This is a genomic window from Aerococcus sp. Group 2 (assembly GCF_905125285.1).
GTDB classification, from domain to species: domain Bacteria; phylum Bacillota; class Bacilli; order Lactobacillales; family Aerococcaceae; genus Aerococcus; species Aerococcus urinae_E.
On sequence record NZ_CAJHPA010000007.1, the window covers coordinates 1 to 23,422 of the forward strand.

Annotated in this window: 23 protein-coding genes and 1 riboswitch; of the genes, 4 read left to right on the forward strand and 19 right to left on the reverse strand. The window is 44.5% G+C overall.

Features of this window, described 5'->3' with window-relative positions:
• Positions 1-426: 426 nt before the first annotated feature.
• The gene (locus JFU01_RS08285) at positions 427-798 is read left to right on the forward strand and encodes a thioesterase family protein (protein ID WP_013669552.1); all 372 of its coding nucleotides are present in this window, start codon (positions 427-429) and stop codon (positions 796-798) included.
• A gap of 56 nt (positions 799-854) precedes the next feature.
• Here JFU01_RS08285 and JFU01_RS08290 read toward each other — a convergent pair whose 3' ends face one another.
• The 13 genes from JFU01_RS08290 to JFU01_RS08350 form a co-directional block, all read right to left on the reverse strand.
• Positions 855-2,180 carry a hemolysin family protein gene (locus JFU01_RS08290; RefSeq protein WP_195856614.1) on the reverse strand — a complete coding sequence of 442 codons (1,326 nt, stop codon included), beginning with the start codon at positions 2,178-2,180 and terminating at the stop codon, positions 855-857.
• A 201-nt stretch (positions 2,181-2,381) separates the two neighbouring features.
• Positions 2,382-3,140, reverse strand: a complete 759-nt coding sequence (locus JFU01_RS08295; protein WP_195856615.1) for an ABC transporter permease subunit — start codon at positions 3,138-3,140, stop codon at positions 2,382-2,384.
• Positions 3,141-3,148: 8 nt separating this feature from the next.
• Positions 3,149-4,045, reverse strand: a complete 897-nt coding sequence (locus JFU01_RS08300) for an ABC transporter ATP-binding protein (protein ID WP_195856616.1) — start codon at positions 4,043-4,045, stop codon at positions 3,149-3,151.
• Positions 4,045-4,248 (reverse strand): PLDc N-terminal domain-containing protein, encoded by a 204-nt coding sequence (locus JFU01_RS08305; protein WP_195856617.1) that lies wholly within the window; start codon positions 4,246-4,248, stop codon positions 4,045-4,047. Before JFU01_RS08305 ends, JFU01_RS08300 begins: the two co-directional genes overlap by 1 nt.
• A complete protein-coding gene (locus JFU01_RS08310) occupies positions 4,241-5,011 on the reverse strand; it encodes a MerR family transcriptional regulator (RefSeq protein WP_195856618.1) in 771 nt (256 codons plus the stop codon). Before JFU01_RS08310 ends, JFU01_RS08305 begins: the two co-directional genes overlap by 8 nt.
• A 674-nt stretch (positions 5,012-5,685) precedes the next feature.
• On the reverse strand, positions 5,686-6,189 hold the full coding sequence (locus JFU01_RS08315; protein WP_195856619.1) for a QueT transporter family protein: 504 nt from the start codon (positions 6,187-6,189) through the stop codon (positions 5,686-5,688).
• Between the two features lie 6 nt (positions 6,190-6,195).
• Positions 6,196-6,240: riboswitch (PreQ1 riboswitch) on the reverse strand.
• A gap of 37 nt (positions 6,241-6,277) precedes the next feature.
• Positions 6,278-7,477: an MFS transporter gene (locus tag JFU01_RS08320; protein ID WP_198434226.1), complete on the reverse strand. Its 1,200-nt coding sequence runs from the start codon at positions 7,475-7,477 to the stop codon at positions 6,278-6,280.
• A gap of 307 nt (positions 7,478-7,784) precedes the next feature.
• Complete coding sequence (locus tag JFU01_RS08325; RefSeq protein ID WP_195856620.1) at positions 7,785-8,378, reverse strand: DUF2179 domain-containing protein; 594 nt, start codon at positions 8,376-8,378, stop codon at positions 7,785-7,787.
• A gap of 140 nt (positions 8,379-8,518) precedes the next feature.
• Positions 8,519-8,875 carry a holo-ACP synthase gene (gene acpS, locus JFU01_RS08330; protein ID WP_195856621.1) on the reverse strand — a complete coding sequence of 119 codons (357 nt, stop codon included), beginning with the start codon at positions 8,873-8,875 and terminating at the stop codon, positions 8,519-8,521.
• Positions 8,876-8,888: 13 nt separating this feature from the next.
• Positions 8,889-10,415, reverse strand: coding sequence for a DEAD/DEAH box helicase (locus JFU01_RS08335; RefSeq protein WP_195856622.1), 1,527 nt, complete (start codon positions 10,413-10,415; stop codon positions 8,889-8,891).
• A 131-nt stretch (positions 10,416-10,546) separates the two neighbouring features.
• Positions 10,547-11,950 (reverse strand): UDP-N-acetylmuramoyl-tripeptide--D-alanyl-D-alanine ligase, encoded by a 1,404-nt coding sequence (locus tag JFU01_RS08340; protein WP_232617435.1) that lies wholly within the window; start codon positions 11,948-11,950, stop codon positions 10,547-10,549.
• Positions 11,940-13,010 carry a D-alanine--D-alanine ligase gene (locus tag JFU01_RS08345; RefSeq protein ID WP_111852117.1) on the reverse strand — a complete coding sequence of 357 codons (1,071 nt, stop codon included), beginning with the start codon at positions 13,008-13,010 and terminating at the stop codon, positions 11,940-11,942. Before JFU01_RS08345 ends, JFU01_RS08340 begins: the two co-directional genes overlap by 11 nt.
• A 2-nt stretch (positions 13,011-13,012) precedes the next feature.
• Entirely contained in the window at positions 13,013-13,792 is a 780-nt protein-coding gene (locus tag JFU01_RS08350; RefSeq protein WP_111852116.1) for a hypothetical protein, read from the reverse strand.
• A gap of 64 nt (positions 13,793-13,856) precedes the next feature.
• Here JFU01_RS08350 and JFU01_RS08355 point away from each other — a divergent pair, with 64 nt between their 5' ends.
• Positions 13,857-14,567 carry an SMI1/KNR4 family protein gene (locus JFU01_RS08355; RefSeq protein ID WP_195856624.1) on the forward strand — a complete coding sequence of 237 codons (711 nt, stop codon included), beginning with the start codon at positions 13,857-13,859 and terminating at the stop codon, positions 14,565-14,567.
• A gap of 440 nt (positions 14,568-15,007) precedes the next feature.
• Here JFU01_RS08355 and JFU01_RS08360 read toward each other — a convergent pair whose 3' ends face one another.
• From JFU01_RS08360 to JFU01_RS08385, 6 genes are all read right to left on the reverse strand, one after another.
• On the reverse strand, positions 15,008-15,715 hold the full coding sequence (locus tag JFU01_RS08360) for a class A sortase (RefSeq protein WP_111882995.1): 708 nt from the start codon (positions 15,713-15,715) through the stop codon (positions 15,008-15,010).
• A 513-nt stretch (positions 15,716-16,228) separates the two neighbouring features.
• On the reverse strand, positions 16,229-16,495 hold the full coding sequence (locus JFU01_RS08365; RefSeq protein WP_013669986.1) for a type B 50S ribosomal protein L31: 267 nt from the start codon (positions 16,493-16,495) through the stop codon (positions 16,229-16,231).
• A 104-nt stretch (positions 16,496-16,599) separates the two neighbouring features.
• Positions 16,600-17,901, reverse strand: coding sequence for a transcription termination factor Rho (gene rho, locus JFU01_RS08370; RefSeq protein ID WP_064293247.1), 1,302 nt, complete (start codon positions 17,899-17,901; stop codon positions 16,600-16,602).
• 31 nt (positions 17,902-17,932) lie between these two features.
• Complete coding sequence (locus tag JFU01_RS08375; protein WP_195856625.1) at positions 17,933-19,198, reverse strand: UDP-N-acetylglucosamine 1-carboxyvinyltransferase; 1,266 nt, start codon at positions 19,196-19,198, stop codon at positions 17,933-17,935.
• Between the two features lie 608 nt (positions 19,199-19,806).
• On the reverse strand, positions 19,807-20,448 hold the full coding sequence (gene rpoE / locus JFU01_RS08380) for a DNA-directed RNA polymerase subunit delta (protein WP_195856626.1): 642 nt from the start codon (positions 20,446-20,448) through the stop codon (positions 19,807-19,809).
• A 48-nt stretch (positions 20,449-20,496) separates the two neighbouring features.
• Positions 20,497-20,937 carry a DUF1934 domain-containing protein gene (locus JFU01_RS08385; protein ID WP_195856627.1) on the reverse strand — a complete coding sequence of 147 codons (441 nt, stop codon included), beginning with the start codon at positions 20,935-20,937 and terminating at the stop codon, positions 20,497-20,499.
• 180 nt (positions 20,938-21,117) lie between these two features.
• On the opposite strand from JFU01_RS08385, the gene JFU01_RS08390 reads away from it, so the two are divergent.
• Positions 21,118-21,978, forward strand: a complete 861-nt coding sequence (locus JFU01_RS08390) for a lipoyl protein ligase domain-containing protein (protein ID WP_195856628.1) — start codon at positions 21,118-21,120, stop codon at positions 21,976-21,978.
• 6 nt (positions 21,979-21,984) lie between these two features.
• Positions 21,985-23,352: an HD domain-containing protein gene (locus tag JFU01_RS08395; protein ID WP_195856629.1), complete on the forward strand. Its 1,368-nt coding sequence runs from the start codon at positions 21,985-21,987 to the stop codon at positions 23,350-23,352.
• Positions 23,353-23,422: the final 70 nt, after the last annotated feature.

Sequence of the window (23,422 nt, forward strand, 5' to 3'; positions counted from 1 at the left end):
AGCGTTGATAGCTCATTTGTTTGCTGACTAGTTATAGTCTGGTCTAGACTTATTGTTTGAATTGTTGGTTCATCAACAAAGTGTTGATGCCCTACACATTTGGTTCGTCTTCTTTGTTCAGTTTTCAAAGGTCTAAATCCTGCTGCCTTCTGTGACAGCGACTTAATTAGTTTACCATAGCTTTCGAACGCTTGTCAACAACTTTTTAAAAAGTTTTTTCGAAACTTTTGTTGGCAAAGCTCTCAGCCAGGAACTATATTATATAATCATTCAGAAGATTTTGTCAATAACTTTCTGAAATGTTTTTTTTGCTGGGGAGCTATTCGCTCTCAAGCAACTCTAATAGATTACCAGCTTATTTAGACATTGTCAACAGCTATGGTATAATTAATTTAAATTTTTATAATGCGCCCAAGGAGGATTACTATGGATACCTATTTTACTGTTTTACCCCACCAATTGGCTAACCAAGTTGGCTCAGGAAGTTTAGAAGTGCTTTCCAGCCCCTGGCTCTTAGGTTATTTCGAAAATGCAGCAGTACGATTTTTGAAAGACCACTTAGAGGAAGAAGAAACGACCGTGGGAACCTATGCTCAGTTAGAACATTTGGCTCCTAGTCTCTTGAATGAAGAAATTCGTATTCATTGTGAATTGGTTGACCACGATGATCGTCATTATCATTTCCAAATGCAAGCCTATTGCCAAGACCAATTAATTGGTCGTTTAGACCACCGCCGCGTGAAAGTTAATAAGGAAAGCTTTATGAAGAAAGCCCAAGATAATTCATCCCTTCAATAGAAAAAAGCCTAAGTGGCCAGCGTATTTAAGCGCTCAAGGTCAACTTAGGCTTTTTCTTATTCGTTGTCGTCTTCTTCACGAGGTTGGTAGTGGACTCTGATTTTACGAATCCGTCCATCATCTACATCAGTCGTGGTGAAGAGATAATCATCGACTTGGATGCTTTCATTAATGGTATCTTGGGGAAAGCGGCCCAAGTGTTCAATAATAATACCGGCCATCGTATCGGAGTCGCCCGAATAGATATGGGCATTGAACAGCTGATTAAACTTATCAATCGGCATACTTCCGTCAATGATATAGGTATCATCACTAACCTTCTTATATTTAAAGGACATTTCATCGTACTCATCTTCTATGTCCCCGACAATCACTTCAATCAAGTCTTCCAAGGTCACTAAACCGACCACTCCCCCGTACTCATCTTTTAAGATGGCCATGTGGAGGTGGTTACGCTTAAACTCTAAAAGCAAATCATCGATAAAGACCGTTTCCGGTGCAAAGTAAGGCTCGCGCATGATGTTTTCCATTTGAATATTTTCAAAGCCTACCCGGTTAGCTTCCCGTAAAACGTCCTTGGCATGGACAATGCCTAGAATATCGTCTTTGTCATCCCGGTAAACCGGAATCCGAGAATATTGGGACTGAAGAATGAGCTGCAAGTTCTCCTCGCGGTCATCTTCAATATCCAGCATAAAGGTATCTGTCCGCGGCACCATCACGCCCTTAGCTAGCTTGGAATCCAAGGAAAGCACCCCTTGCATCATCCGAAATTCATCCATATCAATGATTCCGTCATTGCGGCCACTCTCAATTAACTTCCGCATTTCAGAACGAGTCAAGCGTTCTTCTCTTTGGGTAAAGTCGATCGGTGCGATAGCCTTCAGCACGTCAGTCGAGGCGGTTAATAACCAGACGAAAGGTGTAAACACTTTATTTAAGAATGATATTGTTCCTGCCGAGAACAGGCAGTACTTCTCTGGTATTTGGATGGCGACTTGCTTAGGAAAGAGCTCCCCAAAGACAAGGGAGATATAAGATAAAATCACCGTAACGATGGCCGTAGCTAGAATTTCGGCAGCGGGAATATTGGTCAAATAGGGCAAGATGTAGCCCACAAAGGTATTGGCAGCCGATGCCGAGGATAAGAACCCAGCAAAGGTGATTCCTACCTGAATGGTAGACAGAAAGTCATCCGACTTATCCAGTAATTGGACCACTTTTACAGCGCGACGGTCGCCTTCCTCAGCCAATTGGTTGATCTTCCCTTGGTTAACAGAAACAAAGGCCATTTCTGCCCCAGCTAAGAAAGCATTAATTAAGGTTAATACCAGTATTAAAATTATTTGTCCTAGGATCGAAGAGGCCCCCGGATCTTCCATATATCATTTCTCCTTCATTGCTTCAAAATGTCTTTATATTAGTCTAGTATATTATAATTTTTTTCGCCCGTCTATACTTTGCTCCAAGCATTCTCTAATGGAAAACCTAGCCTCCCCTGATTCATTTTGCCTTTCTATAAAAAAGCCCGGACCAACCGGGCAAAACACTTTCTAATTCAATGGACCACTAGACAGGATTGGCTACAATTGCCGCCGGTTAAAGAGGGGGAAACTGAGACAGAGACTGCCCAGGATCAGCCCTCCCGTAGTATAGATCGCTTGACGGCAGTTTTCAAAATCCAAACCTTCTCCTAATAAGGCCTTCCCTTCTGTTAAAAGAATCGGAGAATAATCCTTACTTTGCGGGAAGACACTCAGCACATAAAAGACTAAGAGACTAGCAAACAAGGTCACTAGGACCCCACTAGAGGAAGTTGCCAAGGTGGAAGATACGAGGAGAAGACTGACAACCAAGAGGCCAAAACCGTACCAGGCTAGGAGACCAAGGGTTAAATCGTCCTGGTTAACACTGCCCAAATAATACTGGGTATAAGTTAAGGTGGTTAGCCAGCAAACACTGTAGGCCCCGGTCCAAAGAGTGACCAGGAAGATAAATTTGGCGAGAAGGAATTGACTCCGTTTCAAACCCTTGGTCAAGACCAGAATCAAGGTCCCGGTCTGGTATTCCTTAGTTAAGAGCTGACTCTCCAAAAAGACAAAGCAGAGCATGGCTAGGGGGAGGTTTTTAAAGAACTGCTCCCAAGCCATGGTCGCCGTCACTTCCACCGCTTGGACCTGGATGGCTAGGCCGTTATCTTGGCTAGCAATTTGCTCAAGCATCCAAGGGGTTGCCAAGGCCAAGGCGGTATTCATTAAGCCAATCACAAAGAAAACCAGAACTAAAATAAAGAGCTGGCCGCCCCGCCACTGGGCTAAAAACTCCTTCTTCAGTAAAGTCATTAATGTCTTTATCGAACCACCTCTTGAAATAAATCATCTAAAGACGTCTCTACCCGCTCAACTTGCCGGAGGGCTAAGTCTTGGTCAGCCAACCAGGCTAAGACAAGTTTTAACGGATAGTCTTGGCTAGAAAAGCGCAACTTGCCGGTCTGGTCGAGCTGGCTCTTGGGAAAGGCCGCTTGAAAGCTTAAGCGGTCTTCAGCCTGCTCCAGCTCGACTTGGTAGCTCGGTCCGCCCACCTGATGGGTCAAGGTTTCCAAGGGGCCGGCTAGGGCAATCTGCCCTTGGTTTAAGAGGGCCACATGGCTACAGACCTTTTCAACGTCTGACAAGATATGGGTGGAAAAAAGCACTGTGGTTTCCTGGCGAATATTAGACAAAATCGCTAGAATATCCCGCCGTCCCAAGGGATCTAAGGCCGAAGTAGGTTCGTCACAAATTAATAATTGTGGTCGCCCCATGAGAGCCTGGGCGATCCCTAAGCGCTGCTTCATTCCCCGCGAATAGCCTTTGATCCGTTGTTTATCTTGGGCTAGGCCTACCAGGTCTAAAAGTTCCTGGCTCCTTTTCTTGGCTTCACTGACCGACATACCAGCAATTTGTCCTAAAAAGCGCAGGTATTCTTCTCCGTTCATAAAAGGATAGAAGGCCGGCACATCCGGCAGGTAGCCAATATAGCGGTTGGTTTGGGTCTGGCCATAGCTGACCCGCTCGCCCTTGACAAAAATTTGCCCCTGGTCAGCGGACATGAGGCCCAGGATAAGTTTCATAGTAGTCGTCTTGCCGGCCCCATTTCTTCCAATGAAGCCAAAGACACTGCCTTGGGGCACCGTCAAGGATAAATTATCAAGGATAGTATGACTGCCGAATTTTTTGGTCACATGGTCCAAGGTCAGAATTGCCATCAGTCCTCCTCCTTACCAAAGATGAGATAGAGGATCGGGCCAACAAATTGCATCAAGACGATCACTACGACCAACCAGAAGGTCCGCCCGCCTCTTTTATAGGTTTTGTGGGTGAGGATATGGTGGAGGGTGTAAACTAACAAAGCAACTTGTAAGATGATAACGGGAATTAAAAAGGGTAAATATTCACTCAAGTTATTCATGATGGTCTCCTTCTTTCTGAGCGAGGGTTTCGACGCAGTAGCCATGGTAGTGGCAATGCGGACAAATTAGTTTCCGGGTATAAGGGGTATGTTTAGCGAAAATCGCTGCCTTCAAGTCCGGTTGGAAGTCATAATGGCATTCCGGACAAATATAGGCCACTTGCTTGAAATAATAACGGCTAATACCGAGTCCGTAAGGGATAGCCAGGATGAAATAGAGGATCAACCAGGCAAAGTTCCCCTGGGTCAGGAGTAAGAAAATCGCCAGTCCAGCTAAGAGACTGATCGGCAAGGCCGTTAATAGGATAAAAAGATGTAATTGTTGAACATGTTTGCGTTTATTCATCATTTTGGCAATGCTCGATAAGCCAGTGGCAGAAAGGTCAGTAAATGAATGGAGGCTTTTTTGCAGGGCTCTAAGCCGGTCGAGCTGGACTTCTTCTTCCTGGCGCTTAAGCTCCAGAGCCTTAATCTGTTGGTCAATTAATAAGTCAATCAAGTCCCGGGCATTGTCCTCATCTAAGACTTGTTTAATATCGTCTAGGGAAAAGCCCAGGTCTTTCAAAAAGCAGATCGTCTTCATTTGATTGAGGTCAGCTTCGGAATATAAACGCCGGCCACCTTCGGAAATACTGGTGGGAAGAACCAGACCGCGTTTGTGATAATACTGGACCGTTCTCACGGTCACCCCCGCTAATTTAGCCAATTCACCACTTGTGTAAGTTGCCACAGGTTCACTTCCTTTCTTCTCTTCATTAAGCATTGCTTTTCCTCCTTTCTGCCTGTAGATTAGCTTATGACGCAAGGTCACGAGCAAGTCTTTTCCCAATATTTTTTCAAAAAATTCCCTTTTTTAGGCAAAGACTTCAACAGGCAGTCCTTTTTCTCGCTTCTCAGTTATTATCTATTTTGTGAATACATACCATTTAAAATTTTGGATAAAAAAAGCTAGGACAAAGCCTAGCTTCTTTATAAAAATACCAACTATCTTATCAAAGAGTGTTCCAAGCGCAGGATGAACGTCCTTTTTTGTGACTGTCGCACTCTATTCAAACCTGCTCCAGTCACAGGACGAACGTCCGCTTCACACAGGGTGTGAGACTTGGCGGCTAGGCTTGGATGATTGGAGCAAGTCAGAATAAAAGCGAAGCATTCGCTTGTTTCTGACTTGTGAAATCACTCCAAGTCTGCCAAGTCGAACCCAACTAAAAACTGCCAACGCTCAGCCTAGTTGAGCTCGGACGCCAGCCTTGAAGTCACTTCAGAAAATTCCAACGCACAGTTCCCTGTGCTTGTGGTATTTTCTTCCAGTGATTCAAGTCTTAAACGGCGTCCTCACATCCTAATAGCTGAGCTTATGACAGTTTTCTCCAATGGTTTCGTCCTTTTTTGTGACTGTCACACTCTCTTCAAATACAAATTCTTTATCAAATACTTTTAAGCGATTTTTTCGTGGAAATGAACTTGACGGTCGATCCAGTACATGAGTGGTGCTGTGATGGCTAAGACAATCAGCTCGCTGACCACTAAAGTGAAGTAGGTGTACCAGAAAGGGAATTGGAAGGCTAGATTCAGTTCAAAAGCCACAATGAAAATCATCAATGAGAAAATCACTGTCGTTGCGCCTAAGCGGGCCTTAACGGAAGGAAGCTTAGGGTAGATCCAATCACAGATCAAGAAACTAATCACCGTATGGAAGGTTCCAAAGACCAGGTCATACCAACCTAAGCCATTGGCAAAGCCATAGAAATTGGCGATGAAAACACCTGCCACCACACCCCATTTATAGCGGCGGTCAAAAGCGTTCAAATGGTTAAGCCCTTCGGATAGGCGAAATTGAATTGGTCCATAGGCGATTTGCGGGGCGATAAAATAAATCACCACATAAATCGCAGCCACTAAGGCATTAATGACTAAGGGCCGGGTTTTATTCTCTTGCATAATCTTTTCCTCCTAGTTTTTTTACGTTGGATGGTTTCGAACAACGCACACCCCATTGTAACACAATTATTTCTTCAAAAAGAGGTCTTTATTGCCCCTCAAGAAATAACTTCTTGATACTATAGGAAACCACAACTACCCCTAGTCCAGCCACAGTAAAGCTATGCCATTGAACTAGGGGAACAAGCTGGCCAAATACAAGGTTTGCTAAAGGTGAAAATAAAGAGCTAAAAACAAAAAGCAAGGAAAATACCCGACCTAAAAACTCCTGGTCGCTATGCCTTTGTATAATCGTGAACACCTTGGCGTTAATTTGAACCAGGTAAAAACCATTAACCCAGGCACACAAGAAAATAAAGAAAAGATTCTGAAAAAATCCCGCCATTAATAAGACGAGCGCTAGATATTTTACATCTTGGATAAAACTTTCTTCTGATTGACCACTCCCACGATAGGTTAATAACACGCCGCCAAGAATGCCGCCCAGAGCCTCTATACTAAGGACTAGGCTATATATCTTATCAGATTGCTTTAATAAAACATTGATGGCAAAGGGAATAACTAAGTCATAAGCAGTCATGATAAAGTTTAATAAGGAAATAAAGACCATGACCCCTAAAATCTTTTTCATACTGAAGACATACTTTAAGCCAGAGACAAAATGCGTGTGAAATTGAAAGGATTGGCTAACATGGAATTGCTTGTTGTCACAGTAAGGCACAAAAGCGATGATTAGTGCTGATAATAAAAAAGATAAGGAGTTTATCAGGATAAAGAAATTAAAATTGTTATTAACAGCGAGAATTAGCGACCCGATAATCGGAGCTCCTACCTTAATGATACTTGATAGGGTATTTTGGATAGAATTAAAGCGCTCAATATCCTCCCCTAAGACCACATGGGGGACAATGGCCTTGGCTGCAGGAGAATTAATGGCTAAAGCGATACTTAATATAGCGCTAGTAAGAATTAATATGAATTGATCATCAAGATAATCTTTATATAACACAGCACAGGCTAAACAAGCTAAAAAACTCATCAAGTCTGAAAAGATTAATAATTTTTTTCGATTCACTTGATCAACAAGTGGCCCGACTAAAATATTGGAAACCAATAAAATTGAAGTACTCACACTATTTATTTTTCCTAGTAGTGCCGTATTTTGCGTTTGAGAAACGAGGAACCAATTGATGGCAAATAGGTAAAGGGTATCACCAATTAAGGAAATCCCATAATTGGCCAGTAAAGGATAACCCCCTCTTAAAAATAACTGTTTATTTCCTTTCAAAATCAATTTACCCCTTTCGCTTGTTTCAATAAAATGACCAGGGAACATTTGCCTTGACTGCCGGTCATAGATTGTTTGTCATCACTAGTCTCTTCATTTTTCATTATTACTTTAAAATTAATTTATTGATTATATAGAGAGAAGGCCTCCTTGTCAATTTCAAATAAGAAGACAGAAAAAGCTCCTAGAGTCGTTTTACTCTAGGAGCTCCTAAAAAAAATAACAGAAAGCCTTCTGTCTAACTATTTAATTTTATAATCTCAGCTAAGACCTAGTCAAAAATCTCTAGCCTAGCTTCTTCATTTTCTTAGCCCTCCTCGCCCGTGCTCTCATCCTCCTGCTTTTCATCCCTTTTCTTCATCGGCTTTCTAGGATGGGGAAGACTAGGGCGCAAACGCTTGGTCCAAAAACCACCATGGATGTATTTGGCGTCATAAGAGATATAGAAGACCTTGGGATCAATAGCTTCAATGGTCCGGCAGACTTGCTGTTCCCGTGACCGTGGGGTTAAGACTGTCATGATTAAGCGGTCACCATCCCGGCCGTAACCAGTCTGCACCGTCACTCCATAACCTTGTTGGCGCAAGCTTTGAGCCAAATGATTATCGGTTGACTGGGTAAAAATCTGAATCACTGCATGTCCCAAGGCAATCTTATCTTCTAAGAGGATGCCCAGGTAAATCCCAATCCCATAACCTAGGGCATAAACCACCAGGTAGATCGGGGTATCCAGGTATTTCATCACCACAGAAAGCCCGATGGTATAGATAGTCACCTCAATCATGGCGATAAAGGGCGCAATAGACCGATAACCCCGCATGGCCAAGAGGGTACGGATAGTATTGAGCATAATGTAAATCAAGTTAATACCAAAAATAAAAAGTAAAATGTAAAAGTTCATGGCCTTCCTCCTTCCTAGTAAAATTAGCACAGATCAGATTGTAATTAAAGAAATAATAAATAAAAAAGCAATATTAACGAACAAAGAAAAACTACAGCCAGTCGGCAAAATGCTGCCGGAGACTGTAGTTCTATCAGTCATTATTCTTCTAAGACCACAAAGGCTTGGGCATAGTCATCAGTATGGGTGATCGAGAGAAAAATCTTGCCCTCATAGACGGTCGTTTTCAAGCAGGGCCGTCCCTTGTAATCATTTAATATTTCTAGGTCCTGGAAGGATAGGGCCAGACCAATACCCGTCCCCAAAGCCTTAGCAAAGGCCTCTTTAGCTGCCCAGCGTCCCGAAAGAAATTCCATCTGACGTTTCCAGCTACTATTGGCCTCCATGGCTTCTCGTTCACTTGCTGTTAAGACCCGATTGGCAAAATCTGGTCGCTGTTTTTGCGCTTTTTCAATTCGTTTGATGTCAACTAAGTCGGTACCAATTCCTTTAATCATGGTCAGCTATCCTTTAACGAATGGTAAATGATTGCTTAGTGGATTGTTTTCTAGCTGACTTGTTGCCATTCTTAGCCTGGTTGCGCTTATTCTTGCCGGTGTGCTTAGACTTGCCTTGGTCCTTATTGTTTTTAGGTCTTTGCTTGGAGTGGTGATTTCTCCCCTTATGCTGGCCTCGGTTCTTAGAATGGGACTTGCCCCGGTTTTTGTCGGAACGTTTCCGCCCTAAAGGCCGTTCAGGAGTGATGGACACCTTGACATCATTTTTATCCTTCATTTGTGAGCGAACCACGGCCAAGGCTAATTGTTCTGCAGTATAGTTTTCGCTGAGGTAGTTCACCACTTCTTCATATTGGTCATCGCGGTCTTCTTCTAAGAGTTCCTCCACCGCAGCCAGGGATTGCTTGATTTGACCCGTGAAGGCTTCTTCTTCCGTTGGTGGACGAAGAGGAGACATTTTTTTATGGGTTAGGTTTTCAATGGTACGCAGGTAACCCATTTCATGGTTGGAGACAAAGGTAATCGACATACCGCCCTTACCTGCCCGTCCGGTCCGGCCGATCCGGTGGACATAGCTCTCAGGGTCTTGGGGGATATCGTAGTTATAGACATGGGTCACATTACTGATATCTAAACCACGAGCCGCCACATCAGTAGCCACTAAGATTTCCAAACGACCGTCTTTAAAGTCCTTCATAATGCTAGACCGTTTTTCCTGGGAGAGGTCTCCATGGATGCCTTCAGCCTGGTAGCCCCGTTCAATCAGTCCGCGGCTGACTTCATCCACCCGGCGTTTGGTCCGGGCAAAGACAATAGCCAGTTTGGCATGGCTGACATCAATAAAGCGGGTTAACAGATCAAATTTTTCCCGGTCATGGCACTTGGTAAAGTATTGATCGATGGTATCTGCGGTCATTTCCTTGGCTTCGATTTTGACCGTTACCGGGTCTTGCATGAAGTGTTCACCAATGCGTTGGATTTCCTTGGGCATGGTAGCCGAAAAGAGCAAGGTTTGCCGGTTAGACGGAGTAGCACGAATAATGGTTTCAATGTCTTCGATAAAGCCCATATTAAGCATTTCATCGGCTTCATCTAGGACCAAGGTTTCGATAAAGTTTAAGTTTAAGACCTTGCGTTTCATTAAATCGATTAAACGGCCGGGTGTTCCCACTACTACTGGGGCACCTTTTTTAATTTGGTGGATTTGCCGGCGGATATTAGCCCCACCGTAAACATTGACCGTGCGAACGCCCTTTTCCTTACCCAGGCGGTAAAGCTCTTGGCCGTTTTGGATGGCTAATTCCCGGGTTGGCGCGATTACCAAAGCTTGGATGTGGTCGGTATGGTGGTCGATTTTTTCTAAGAGAGGTAGGCCAAAAGCAGCGGTTTTTCCGGTACCGGTTTGGGCCTGACCTAAAACATCCCGTCCTTCTAAGGCGTAGGGAATGGTTTGTGCTTGGATGGGGGTGGCTTCTTCAAAGCCCATATTCTTGACCGCTTGGAGCAGTCTAGGATCTAAATTAAGTTCTTCAAATTTCATTAACGAAGAGATTCCTCCTTATTATTAAAAAAGAGTCGCCTGCATAAGGCGAGCTCTTATGTTCTTGGTGTATTCACTTGCTCTAGTATAGCACGGATTGCATAAAATTGCTGGTTAAAGTGTTTTTAGCCTTAAGCTTTTAAGGCAGCAACGACTTCGGCCAGGCCCATACCATGGCTCGCTTTGACGAGAATTTGGTCTTGGGGGTGAACTTGGGCCAGTAAATCATCAATTAAAGTCGCCTTATCTTCAGGATAGTAATGAATCTTATCTTCAGGGAAACCCTTTTCCTGGAGGGCTCCTGCCAAGGCTTGCATTTCTTTACCATAGAGATAAACCCCATCAATATGAGGCCTATCAATCTCTTCAGCGATGCTGGCATGCATGCTGGCGCTGTACTTACCTAATTCTAACATATCCCCTAAGACCAATACCTTATGGCTGGTAACAGCGGGACGTTCTAATTGTGAGAAATTACGGATAACTGCCCGCATAGCACTGGGGTTGGCGTTATAAGTATCGTTGAGAATTTGGATGTCATCCTTACCCAGCAACCACTCACTACGGTTGGCCGTTAGCTTAAACTGACTCAGGGGTGTTTTAATTTGTTCCACCGCTAAGCCTTGGCTATAGGCGACCGCACAGGCCATCAGAGCATTCTTCACATTATAGTCGCCACTCACAGGAATGGATAATTCCACATTAGGCGACAAGTTGGTATAAAAATGGGTATGCTCGCGCTCATTCACAATATTTTCGGCATAGACATCTTCAGAGTCATCCAGTCCTACCCGGATCTTTTTGATTTCCGGCATATCGACCACCGCTTGGTCAATCAAGGGCTCGTCGCCTGGGTAAATGAAGGTGCCGTCTTCTTTTAAGCCTTCTAGGATTTCTAGCTTAGCCTTGGCAATATTTTCCCGCGAGCCGAGAAATTCAATATGGCTCTCCCCGATCATAGTAATCACCGCAACATCCATGGGACAGAGTTGGGCGAGGAAGCGAATTTCACCAGGTCCTGACATCCCCATTTCGACTACCAGGACTTCAGTATCTTCCGGCATGGAGAGGATGGTAAAGGGAACACCCAGTTGGTTATTATAATTGCCCTGGGTCTTATAGACATTAAAGGTAGTTGATAAGGTAGCCGCGGTCATATCCTTGGTAGTGGTCTTACCAGCGGAACCGGTAACGGCAATCACCTTAGGTTGAATGAGACCTAGATAATATTTGGCCAAATCAACAAAGGCGGTGAAGGTATCTTCCACCTGGATAACCGGGATCTCACTAGGAGCATCGGCGGGATCATTAGCCCACAAGGTGGCTTGAGCCCCATGGTCGATGGCATCTTGGATAAAATCGTGGCCATCCCGGGCAGCTTTTAGGGGGATAAACAAGCCCCCTGGCTTAATTTCCTTAGAATTAAAGGTTACCGACGTAATCAAGTGATGGGCAGCTGTGGAATCATAGTCTACTGCCCCCACGGCTTTGACAATCTCATTGATGGCTAATGCTTTCATCTGATCACTGCTCATTTTTCAATCCTTTATAAGTTTCAAAACGTTCTAAGCCTAATTGGATTAATCTTTCCAGCAATTGGTCATAAGGAATACCAGTCGCTTCCCATAAGGATGGATACATGGACCATTGGGTAAAGCCAGGCATGGTGTTGACTTCATTGATGTAGATATCCATATTATGGGTGACAAAGAAGTCCACCCGGGTTAAGCCACTAGAATCGATAGCAGCATAGGCCTTAGCGGCATAAGCGCGGATCTTATCCATAATCTCACCAGGTAGATCGGCAGGAATGGCTAATTCTACGGTATTATTGATGTATTTTTCCTCGTAGTTATAGAAACTCTTAGACTTGACCACTTCACCGGCCACTGAGGTTTCAATGGCATCATTACCGAGCACGGCCACTTCTACCTCACGGGCTTCTACCCCTTGTTCCACAATTACCCGGCGGTCATAATTAAAGGCCAGCTCGATGGCTTGGATTAATTCCTCCCGGTCGTTGGCACAGGAAATCCCCACACTAGACCCTAGGTTAGCGGGTTTAACAAAGATCGGATATACCAATTCCCCTTCAATTCGAGTGAGGCTTTTGGCCCGTTCTTGGTCCCATTCATAATGGGTGAGCGAGGTAAAAGGCACTTGGGGAATTTGCGCTTGTTGGAAGAGCTGCTTGGAAATAATTTTATCCATGCCCGCTGCACTAGCTAGAACACCCGCGCCCACATAAGGCACATTCAAGCTTTCAAATAAGCCTTGAATCTTACCATCTTCTCCGTGGGGACCATGCAAGGCTGGGAAGGCAATAACTTCTTCCCCATTAAAGACCTGACAAGGGCTGACTAAGTCGCCGTGTTCAGGGTCATTAGCGTCCAATTCAGGATTAAAACGGAGCGGAAGGTCCGCTTCTGGAGCTCGGTCAATCGCCGTCCCCTTAATCCATTGGTTGGCCTGAGTAATATAGACAGGCAACAAAGTATGCTTTTGATAATTAATATGCTTGATAATTGATTGCGCCGTCATAATAGAAATATCATGCTCAGCACTTTGTCCTCCGTATAGTAAGACAATCTTCATAATTAGCCTCCAAATATTTCGTTCGAAAGTTCTTTAATCGACCAACCCTTCGCTGAATCATAGGTCAGCTTGGCTAATAACTTCGCCTCTGATAGTCGATTGATGGTTTCATCCACTTGGTCCTCTGCCAAATAAATCGGAATAACTAGGTCACTTTGCCGGGCCCAATCCACCTGGGAAAAATCAAAAATCGCCCCTTCGTAAAGCAAGGGTCGTAATTCTTCTATGGTTTCCAGTGAGGGGAGGGGGATTTCCTTAGTGCTTAAAGAACTGCTTAAGAAAAACAGTGGCCGCTTGCCTACCCCGCTATCTTCCACACAAGCCTTAATTCTAAGTGCCAATTGATAGAAAAATTCATTGATATAGCGATAATAAACCTTTACCAGATGATTTTCCATGGGCAGGCAGACATAATTATTCTGTAATTTATAGAAGAAGGGTGAATGCCAGTGCCGGTTGGCATGACTCAGATAGAGCATTTCGGCGATTTCACCGGGATCTAACTGATGCAGTAACTCCTGCGAATCATAATCAATCCATTTGACATGGGGATTAGCCACGCTTTCCTGTTCAATCAAGAAATCACTAACGCTTTTTTCTCCGCGAATCAGCTCAAAACGTGTATAATCATCAAAGGAGCCCATATCTTTAGGGCTAGACAGGAGCACTAAATTACGGGGCAACTTCTTCATGGCCTTTTTCAGGTGCAAAACCCCTAGACCACGACTGGTTACATGATTACTTGTTGGTTCAAGCAAAATATAAATATAATTCACAACCACCAGCTCCCTCCTCACAGTACCATATAATGATACCAAACTTTAGACAGGAGTGACACATCTTTTTATGAAAGGCGCTCATAATATTCACTTGCTCGCCCTCCCCTTCCAAAAACATTACTATACTTATCTCTCACAAACACCGATCAAAGGGGCGATTATGGTCCATGACCTCCCTATCGCCTATCACAACTTAGTCAACCAAGTTAATGGTGGCTATAGCTCTAAGGGCTATTTCAAAAGCCCTAAACCCAGTCCTGATGCCCTGGATGCCGTCTATATTCCCTATATTGCTGGGCTCTATCCCAGACCCGTCAACCGCCCCTACCTGGTCCCCAACCTTTCGGACCAAGAGAGTTTCCAATTTTCCCAAGAATTAGGCGACCATGACATTATCTTCTATGAAGACCAGGCCGCGGTGGCCTACCTATCCTTCCCCAAAGACTTAAAGGAAAGCCGGAGTGAGCCTAAAGTTTACTATCAGAATTTTGCGACTGGACAAAAACTCCTACTGGCTGAAGACTTTCAAACTTTTCTTAGCCTGGGGCAAAAACGGCACTTTCCCCTACCCGCTCCCCCGATCGATAGCTACCACCGGGCTAACGCCGCCTTTCTCCACGTCAATGGTGTGGCTGATTTAGACAGGCTCCTCCAACGTTACCAACACCATCCCAACCAGACCTGGTTTTTAAAATGGGTCACTTACTTTAGCCAGCACCCAGAGGAAAGTTACCGTGACCTGGCCCAGGTCTACCTCAACGACTTGAAAAAGAAATAAATCACCCACAATCGCTCGAGTCAGACGGCAAAACACCTTAAGAAGACTGCTTCAATCAAGCCTTCTTAAGGTGTTTTTTGCTTGTGTTTAATGCCAAGTTTCATCCGCTAGTCCAGATTAGTCAGGCTTAGGCTCATTTATTGACTAGCCGGGAGAAGTGAATACTCAATAAGTAAAATTCTTTGAAAGCGCTGTTTTTTTGTTAGGCTGAGGATGTAACAATTATGTAATAAAAAGCCATTCATTAAGAGGAGGAAAACTTATGAAAGAAAACAATAACAATACCCTGCGCTATGTTTTAATCTTTGTGGTGGGTTTAATTATCGGTTTATTAGTTAGAAGTTTATTTATGTAATCGCGACAATCAAAAAACTGCCCCCTGTCAAATAGACAAGAGGCAGTTTTTTTATGTTGGGGGTAAATTCCTAAAAAATCGCTGCTTAGCTGAAGTATTCGATCACTTCTTTAGGTGCCTTCTCAAAAGGCCATTGTTTAACCAGCTTTCCTTGGACGATATAACGCATGGCGGCGGAAGTGGATTCTTCACAAGTCACTAGGGTCACTATCGGCTCCTTGGATTCAAGCGTCACCATATCTACCCGGCTAGGATCGGTTTTTTGGGCATAGAAGGTTTCATATTCATAAATATTCTTCATATCAGTCAAGTAAATCTTATCCCCTAAAGACGTATTCTCCACCATGGGGGATAGCAACAAGCCTGGCGCAATCGCATCCATATTATGACTGGCCAAGGGGTAATTATTAACCCCCATCTCTTGGTTGGGGTAAAAGGTCCCTGCCCCACTTAAAAGAACACTCTCACTTAAGCCATTCATTACCGAAATCGAAATATTTTGCTTGGGCATAGCCAAGGCTCCGATCACATTAAGTTCGTCACTGCCTTCGCGGATCCGTTTCCGGGCTGCCCGGACCATATCAGGGGTTACCATAGTCACTTGGTTAGGGTCGTAGTTCCCTGAGTTATCTTCCTGGTTCTTGAGGACTTGGTCACGGTCGACATTGCTTAGGGCATAAGTTTTTTGGTTGATATACACTTGCACAGCGGGAACATATTGGTAAATGATAAAACCGATTCCTACAAGAATCAGGAGAATTCCCAATATGCGGCTCCAGTTAATCTTCTTCATAATAACTCCTTTATTTGGCCTAACGAAATCGTTCTAATTATTACCCACTTATTATAAAAAAACAAGTCAGGAAGGTGAAGTAAAGACTTTTATAGAAAAGTTTAAGTAAATCCTTAAGAATTCAGGGCAAGTCGCAAGAAAGCTAAAATATTATTTGTTAATCAATACTGATGAGCATTCGTTCTGCTTTTGAATTTTGGTCGTTGAATATAGCGGATCAATAACGTCTACCGCCGTTTTGTACTTTATCCGTAAGTCGCTAAATCTCCAACGGCTAAAGCAGCACCGGTTCGGGCCTATGTCCCTCACCTAGCGAGCTTCAAACGGCTAGTAGGGCTAGCGCCTACTAGCCGTAATTCACATCGCTTGCTTGTTCATGGCTAACGCCAAACTTCAAAGCGCCACTACTGCTCATAGCTATTTACCAAGTAGATTTTTACCCATTCATAATCAGTAAAAATTTAAAATAAAAAAGAGCTTGGCATAAATGGCAAGCTCCTTCTTGTAAACTTATTAGTCTTTCTTGGCGTTGGCGTCGGCAAAACCGTATTTCTTGTTGAAACGGTCCACACGTCCATCGGCTTGGGTGAATTTTTGACGTCCGGTATAGAATGGGTGGGAGTCGGAAGAAATTTCCACACGAATCAATGGATAAGTGTTGCCGTCTTCCCATTCAACGGTTTCATCAGAAGTTTTTGTGGAACCAGATAGGAATTTAAAACCTGTACTTGTGTCCATAAAAACGACTGGATGGTAATCTGGATGGATATTTTGTTTCATTAGTCGTCTACTCTCCTTTGCGCCCTAAATCTTTTTCAATTTAGAGATTATTTTTACATAACAGCAATATACTATCACAGAGTTTTTTTGATTTCAAGACTTTTTTATTTTTCTTTCAAAGCTTGACCAAAAGAAGCCAAGCGTTCGATAAATTGTTGGTTAGTCTTGGTTTGCGATAACTCATGGATGAAGCTCTCAGTATACTCTTGGCTATTCCCCTGCATGCCTTGGCGGAGTTGCCAGAGGGCTTCTAGGGCTTGGTCACTTAAGAGCAGTTCTTCCTTGCGGGTGCCTGACTTCTTAATATCAATGGCGGGGAAAATCCGGCGCTCAGCCAGTTGCCGGGACAGGTGTAATTCCATATTGCCGGTGCCCTTGAATTCTTCATAGATCATGTCATCCATCCGCGACCCGGTATCGGTTAAGGCGGTAGCTAGGATGGTCAAAGAGCCGCCATCTTCGATATTTCTAGCAGAACCGAAGAAGCGCTTAGGGCCATATAAGGCAGCCGGATCCAACCCTCCAGATAAGGTCCGACCAGAAGGCGGTTCAATCAAGTTATAGGCCCGAGCTAAACGGGTGATGGAATCCATCAAGACGATGACATCCCGCTTATCTTCGACCAAACGTCGGGCCCGTTCCAAGACCAATTCAGCCACCCGGACATGGTTATCAGGTTTTTGGTCGAAGGTCGAGCTGACTACTTCCCCTTGGACACTGCGCTCGAGGTCAGTCACTTCCTCAGGACGCTCATCGATTAAGAGAATAATCAATTCTGCCTCGGGGTAGTTTTCACTGATACCATTGGCAATTTCTTTTAGTAAGACGGTCTTCCCTGCCTTGGGAGGAGCCGCAATCAAGCCCCGTTGGCCAAAGCCGACCGGAGCGATGAGGTCAATCATCCGAGTCGATAGACGGTTAGGCGCCGATTCTAGACGCAGGGCCTGGTCAGGATAGATAGGGGTTAGGGCGGGGAAGTGCGAGCGCTGTTTAGCTTCTTCAGGGTCCTTGCCGTTGACCCCATAGACATGCATCAAGCCCAGATAGCGTTCGTTGTTCTTGGGCGGCCGGGCAGTTCCTGAGACTAAGTCTCCATTCCGTAAGCCAAAGCGGCGCATCTGGGAATTAGAAATATAAATGTCTTCCTGACTGGGGGAATAATTAATCGGGCGCAAGAAACCAAATTCATTACCGGTAATATCCAGGATGCCCTCCACTGAAAAATAGCCCTGGCTTTTTTCTTGGGCCCGGATAACGGCTAGGATCAGTTCCTTTTTATTCATTTGACTGTAGTAAGGAATCTTATATTCCTTAGCATAATCATAGATTTGCTTGAGGGTGAGGCCTTCCAGATCTTCCCAGGTTAAGAGCTCATCTTTTTCAAATTTTGCTTTCTTCTTAGTCATAGGCACCCTTTCTTATAAGGAGTAAAGGCCTTTAGTCGTCGATATCAACCAGGTCGATCTTGGCTCCTAATTTCTGTAATTTTTCACAAATGTTATCGTAACCCCGTAAGATATGTTCAGCCCCATAGACGTCGGTCCGCCCAGAAGCAGCCAAGCCAGCATTAATCAAACAAGCCCCTGCTCTCAGATCAGAGGCAGTGACCTTGGTACCGGTTAAGGACTTGGGGCCCTTGATGTGGATGGTGTCATCTACCACATGGATATCTGCTCCCATCCGTTGTAATTCAGGGACATGGTTGACCCGTTTAGGGTAGATGGTGTCCTCGATCACGCCACTCCCATGGGCAGTAATTAAGAGTGGGGTTATGGGTTGCTGGAGGTCGGTGGCAAAGCCGGGATAGGCAGCCGTTTTAATATTGACCATCTCCAGGTCATCCGCTTGGGGATGGACATAGATCTTGTCTTCGTAGACATCCATCTTAACGCCCATTTCGCCCATCTTGGCCACTAGACCTTCAATATGTTCAAAGATCACGTTCTTCACATAAACCCCTTGGCCAACCAGGGCAGCGGCCGTAAGATAAGTTCCGGCTTCAATCCGGTCGGGGATAATGGCATGGCTGACCCCGTGTAAGTGGTCAACCCCTTCGATCCGGATGGTTGAGGTCCCTACCCCTTTAATGTTAGCCCCCATTTTATTTAAGAGGGTGGCTACGTCAATAATTTCAGGTTCTCGGGCGGCGTTATCAATCACCGTTTGCCCCTTAGCCTTGACAGCCGCTAACATAATATTAATAGTCGCTCCAACACTAACGACATCCAGGTAAATATCAGCCCCAGTTAAGCCATTAGGGGTGGAAAAGTGGATGGCGCCATTTTCGCTTTCAATCTTAGCGCCTAGGGCTTCAAAGCCTTTAATATGGAGGTCAATAGGACGGGGGCCGAGGGAACAACCACCCGGCAACCCCACGGTACCTTCACCATATTTAGCCAGTAAGGCCCCCATAAAATAATAGGAAGCCCGTAAACTTTGAATCTTCCCTTCAGGCATGGGGATATTTTCCATTTGGCTAGGGTCAATACGTAGGACGTGCTCTTGGAAATCAGCACTCACATTAAAGTCTCTTAAAATACTAATCAGCGAATCAACATCATCAATCGTTGGAACAGCCTCTAAGACAACAGGACTATCTGCCAGAATAGCAGCAGGAATCAGCGCCACTGTACTATTCTTAGCCCCAGAAACTAACACTTCTCCGCTAAGTGGTCGTCCGCCTTCGATAATAAATTTTTTCATTTCGTTGATAAAATTCCTTTCACAAGTGAGGATTTGAGGATTGGGGGGTAAAATAATTATACTGATTTATTGTATACTAAAATACCAAGTCAGTCTATATCGATGTATTCGACCTTTTAAGTTATTCTGGCTTAAATCTTTTTCTTAGTAAAAGTAAAAATAAAAGCAAATCCAATCCCTTTCTCTCCCTAAAAGCCCTTGGTATCAAGCCTAATGCCCTCTCAATCAAAATAAACTCCAACTAATGAAATCGATCACAAGATCATCAAGCAGTTAAAGCCCTGATAAACTCCCTCAAAAAATTCTTAATAAAAAATTTAGCCTTTTTAAAAGCTCAGTTGGGAAACTCCCAATCCACCTCCTAAAAAAAACTTTCTGAAGAAAACAGAGTGCGACAGTCACACTAGAGGACGAAACCACTGGAGAAAACTGGGATAAGCTCAGCAAAGCTGAGCGTTACCAGTTTTTGAAGTGGACGTTCGTCCTGTGACTGGAGCAGGTTTGAAGAGAGTGAGACAGTCACACTAAAGGTGAGCTTGGTATACAAAAAAAGACTGGTTTTTATACCAGCCTTCTTAACTTTAGTTACACGCTTTTTCGATGAATTATTAGAAATCGTGGTCGTCTTCCTCTTCGTCTTCCAAGTCCTCATCATCGAGAATGGTTAAGTCACCTTCCAGACCATCTTCTAAGTCATCTTCGGTTTCATCATCACCTAACTCATCCAAGTCAGATTGATAATCTTTCAATTCATCATTTTCGTCACTATCTTCATCGTCGTCATCCACGTCGACATCGTCATAGTCCGCTTCATCGTAATCCTCATCATCAAAGTCTGCTTCATACGCATCAACATCTTCTGGGTCATCGGCATTGTAGTCGATCATGTCCTCATTGCCTTCATCAAAGACATTGACTTTCTTACGACGGGAGGTCTTATGTTTTTCTTTGATATCTTCATCATCCATAGAAGAAACAATGGCTTCGTTAATGGAATCAATTGGGTACCAAGCCCGTAAGCCCCAGCGGTTATCTCCCAAGGAAATGAAACTTCCATCAGTATTTAATTCGGTATAGAAGGTGACCATGCGTTGAGCCACTTGGTCATCGGTCAAGTCAAGATATTCTTGCACAGCTGCTAATAATTGATTGAAATCATAAACTTCATTACTCTCAGCCAAAATTTCATAAGCCACTTCTAATAAAGACAGCTCCTCCTTATTTTGGTGGTCTAGGCGTTGTAAGTTCACTCAAGCGTCATCCTTTCAGGCTAAAAAATTTGTCATACTCTATCTATTTTACACTACAACATAAGTATATTTCAATTGCAATTGATATTGACCCAATTCTTGGTCCAAGTCTTCAAAAATTCGGTAGTGACAGTTAATCCTGCCCCCTCCTTCAAACTCTTCCACCTCGATCTGGTCCAGTTCACTAGCTAGACTTAAGTTAGGCAAACCCTTGATCCGGTAGAGAAAGCTCTGCCTTTTCCCCAATGCTAAGGGGATAGTGGCCTGGACAGATTGACCTGAGCGCTTAATGGTTAGGCCCTGCTTGTGGTCAAACTTCAACCGCACCCGGCTCTTAGCTCCTTGAAAATCTTCTTCATATTCAATAAAGAAAGCATGGGGGTGGGCAAAGTAAGTGCCTTTTTGGTCGATGACCAATTCCTGTTTTTCCCCCGCTTGCTGGATGTGGTTGACGCCACGGATATGAATGGTCTCCTTCATTCTACTCATTAGTCCACCTCTTACTCTTTCACTGTTTGTTACAAAGCAGTCTGTTGCTCTTCAATGAGTATAGCATAGGTGAATTTTTTTAATAAAGTCAAGGTTTTTTCCTGGTTGACTGGTCGCTGAGAGGGGCTTTGTTTATTCACTTTATGCTATAATATAGGCAAATTATTGAGGAGGGATTGCATGTTAATCAAGAATTATCTTCATCAAGGGCCTGGGCTCAGAATCGCCCGCCTCAATGTGCACTACGCCAAGGAGACGCCCTTACTCCCTTTTGCCGTTGACGACTACCTATTAAATGGTCTCAACAAGGAAGCCCTCCCCTACGATTTGATTTTACACACCTGGACCACCGACCCCACTCTGATTCTTGGTATGCAGGACACCCGCCTACCTTATCTGGACCAAGCTCTAGCAGCCGTCGAAGAAAAAACCCCCTACCAAGCAGTAGTCCGTCCAGCCGGGGGACTGGCGGTCATTAGTGAACCTGGGGTAGTGAATTATACCCTCCACCTGGGGCCCCATAGTTATTCCGATAGGCTAAGCATTGACCAAGCCTACCAAATCAAGGTCCAACTCCTCCAGGACTTACTGGCCCCCTACCAACTGCAACTAACCACCGGGGAAGTCAGTGATTCCTACTGCCCGGGTAAATTTGATGTCAGCTTAGCGGGTAAAAAGATTGCCGGTATTGCCCAAAGACGGATTGGCGGGGCCATTGGGATCTTTACTTACCTTTCCCTTTATGGCCAGCAAGATTACCGTGGTCAAGTGGTAAAAAACTTCTACCAATTAGGTAAGCAAAACCAAGCGACAAAGACCAAGTACCCTATCATTAACCCCGACAGCATGGCCAACCTCAAGGCGAGCCTGCCCAGAATCCAAAGCACTGACCAAGTGACCGAGGCCCTGGAAGGAGTCATTAGCCAAGACTTGGGGACTTCTTTTGAAGAGATTGACTTGGCGACTTTAGACCAAAACATTTTACATGACCAGGTCCAACGCATGATCAAACGTAACCAACGTTTAACTGAAGGAAGGTAGTTATTTATGTCTTTTGAACAAGCTAACCGCCGGATCCGGGAAAAAGTCTTCCGTGACCCGGTGCATGGTTATATCCATATCCAACACCAAATCTTTTTAGACCTTATTAACACTAAGGAATTCCAACGCCTGCGCCGGGTTAAGCAATTAGGCACGACCAGCTTTACCTTCCACGGGGCTGACCATACTCGTTTTGCCCACTGCCTGGGGGTGTATGAAATTGCCCGACGGATTGTTAACCAGTTCCAACGCAACTATCCTAGTCAAGAGCCAGGCGATGGCTTGTGGGATGACCAAGAACGTTTAGTGGTTCTTTGTGCCGCTATCCTTCATGACATCGGCCACGGCGCCTTCTCCCACACCTTTGAAAAACTTTTCGGTACTGACCATGAAGCCGTCACCCGGGCCATCATTACCTCCCCTGAGACGGAGGTCAATCGAATCTTGACTACCGTTTCTCCTGATTTCCCCAATAAAGTGGCTGCCGTCATCAACCACAGCTACCCCAACCCCCAAGTGGTCCAACTGATTTCGAGCCAATGCGACGCCGACCGGATGGACTATCTCTTAAGAGACTCCTATTTTACCGGGGCTGAATATGGGGCCTTTGACCTCAAGCGGATCTTGCGGGTCATGCGACCTTACCAGGGTGAGATTATGTTTGACTATGCCGGCATGCATGCGGTGGAGGACTATATTGTCAGCCGTTATCAAATGTATATGCAGGTCTACTTCCACCCGGTTTCTCGGGCCATGGAAATGATCCTCAACCGCCTCTTGAAACGGGCTAAGGACCTTTACCAAGACAATCCCAAGTACTTTATCAAGCACTCCCCACTCTTGGTACCCTTTTTGAAAAATGAGTGGGACCTCACCGACTACCTCCATGTCGATGATGGTGTGATGGAAACCTATTTCCAACACTGGATCTTAACCAGTGATGACCCGATCCTAGTTGACTTGTCCAAGCGTTTCATCAACCGCAAACCCTTTAAGTCGGTCACCTTTGACTCCAACACTCAAGCAGAAACTGCTCAAGTCTTACAAGAGAAAATTGGTCAAATGGGCTATGACATTAACTACTATACTGCCTATAACAGTAACTATGACCTGCCCTATGATCTCTATGATCCCAGCCAAAAGAACCCCCGGACCCAGATTGAATTATTGGAAAAAGACGGAACCATCATTGAACTGTCGGAAGCCAGCCAACTGATCCGAGCCTTTACCGGCCAAGAACTGGGGGACGAGCGCCTTTACTTCCCTAATGAACTCTACTACGGAAAGAACCATGACAAGATCAGCCTCTTTGAACCTGATTTAAAAGCCATCCACGACATGACCAAGACCGGTAAATTAAAAGCCTTAGATTAACTCAAGTAAAAAAGCCTTCCCCACTTGATGCGGGAAGGCTTATTTTTTAGCTTATGGTTTCATGCCTTTT

Bases quoted from the DNA above. Each gene is read 5' to 3' on its own strand.
- JFU01_RS08285 (WP_013669552.1), top strand. From the start codon at position 427: ATGGATACCTATTTTACTGTTTTACCCCACCAATTGGCTAACCAAGTT.
- JFU01_RS08290 (WP_195856614.1), bottom strand. From the start codon at position 2,180: ATGGAAGATCCGGGGGCCTCTTCGATCCTAGGACAAATAATTTTAATA.
- JFU01_RS08295 (WP_195856615.1), bottom strand. From the start codon at position 3,140: ATGACTTTACTGAAGAAGGAGTTTTTAGCCCAGTGGCGGGGCGGCCAG.
- JFU01_RS08300 (WP_195856616.1), bottom strand. From the start codon at position 4,045: ATGGCAATTCTGACCTTGGACCATGTGACCAAAAAATTCGGCAGTCAT.
- JFU01_RS08305 (WP_195856617.1), bottom strand. From the start codon at position 4,248: ATGAATAACTTGAGTGAATATTTACCCTTTTTAATTCCCGTTATCATC.
- JFU01_RS08310 (WP_195856618.1), bottom strand. From the start codon at position 5,011: ATGCTTAATGAAGAGAAGAAAGGAAGTGAACCTGTGGCAACTTACACA.
- JFU01_RS08315 (WP_195856619.1), bottom strand. From the start codon at position 6,189: ATGCAAGAGAATAAAACCCGGCCCTTAGTCATTAATGCCTTAGTGGCT.
- JFU01_RS08325 (WP_195856620.1), bottom strand. From the start codon at position 8,378: ATGAACTTTTACATTTTACTTTTTATTTTTGGTATTAACTTGATTTAC.
- acpS (WP_195856621.1), bottom strand. From the start codon at position 8,875: ATGATTAAAGGAATTGGTACCGACTTAGTTGACATCAAACGAATTGAA.
- JFU01_RS08335 (WP_195856622.1), bottom strand. From the start codon at position 10,415: ATGAAATTTGAAGAACTTAATTTAGATCCTAGACTGCTCCAAGCGGTC.
- JFU01_RS08340 (WP_232617435.1), bottom strand. From the start codon at position 11,950: ATGAGCAGTGATCAGATGAAAGCATTAGCCATCAATGAGATTGTCAAA.
- JFU01_RS08345 (WP_111852117.1), bottom strand. From the start codon at position 13,010: ATGAAGATTGTCTTACTATACGGAGGACAAAGTGCTGAGCATGATATT.
- JFU01_RS08355 (WP_195856624.1), top strand. From the start codon at position 13,857: ATGAAAGGCGCTCATAATATTCACTTGCTCGCCCTCCCCTTCCAAAAA.
- JFU01_RS08360 (WP_111882995.1), bottom strand. From the start codon at position 15,715: ATGAAGAAGATTAACTGGAGCCGCATATTGGGAATTCTCCTGATTCTT.
- JFU01_RS08365 (WP_013669986.1), bottom strand. From the start codon at position 16,495: ATGAAACAAAATATCCATCCAGATTACCATCCAGTCGTTTTTATGGAC.
- rho (WP_064293247.1), bottom strand. From the start codon at position 17,901: ATGACTAAGAAGAAAGCAAAATTTGAAAAAGATGAGCTCTTAACCTGG.
- JFU01_RS08375 (WP_195856625.1), bottom strand. From the start codon at position 19,198: ATGAAAAAATTTATTATCGAAGGCGGACGACCACTTAGCGGAGAAGTG.
- JFU01_RS08385 (WP_195856627.1), bottom strand. From the start codon at position 20,937: ATGAGTAGAATGAAGGAGACCATTCATATCCGTGGCGTCAACCACATC.
- JFU01_RS08390 (WP_195856628.1), top strand. From the start codon at position 21,118: ATGTTAATCAAGAATTATCTTCATCAAGGGCCTGGGCTCAGAATCGCC.
- JFU01_RS08395 (WP_195856629.1), top strand. From the start codon at position 21,985: ATGTCTTTTGAACAAGCTAACCGCCGGATCCGGGAAAAAGTCTTCCGT.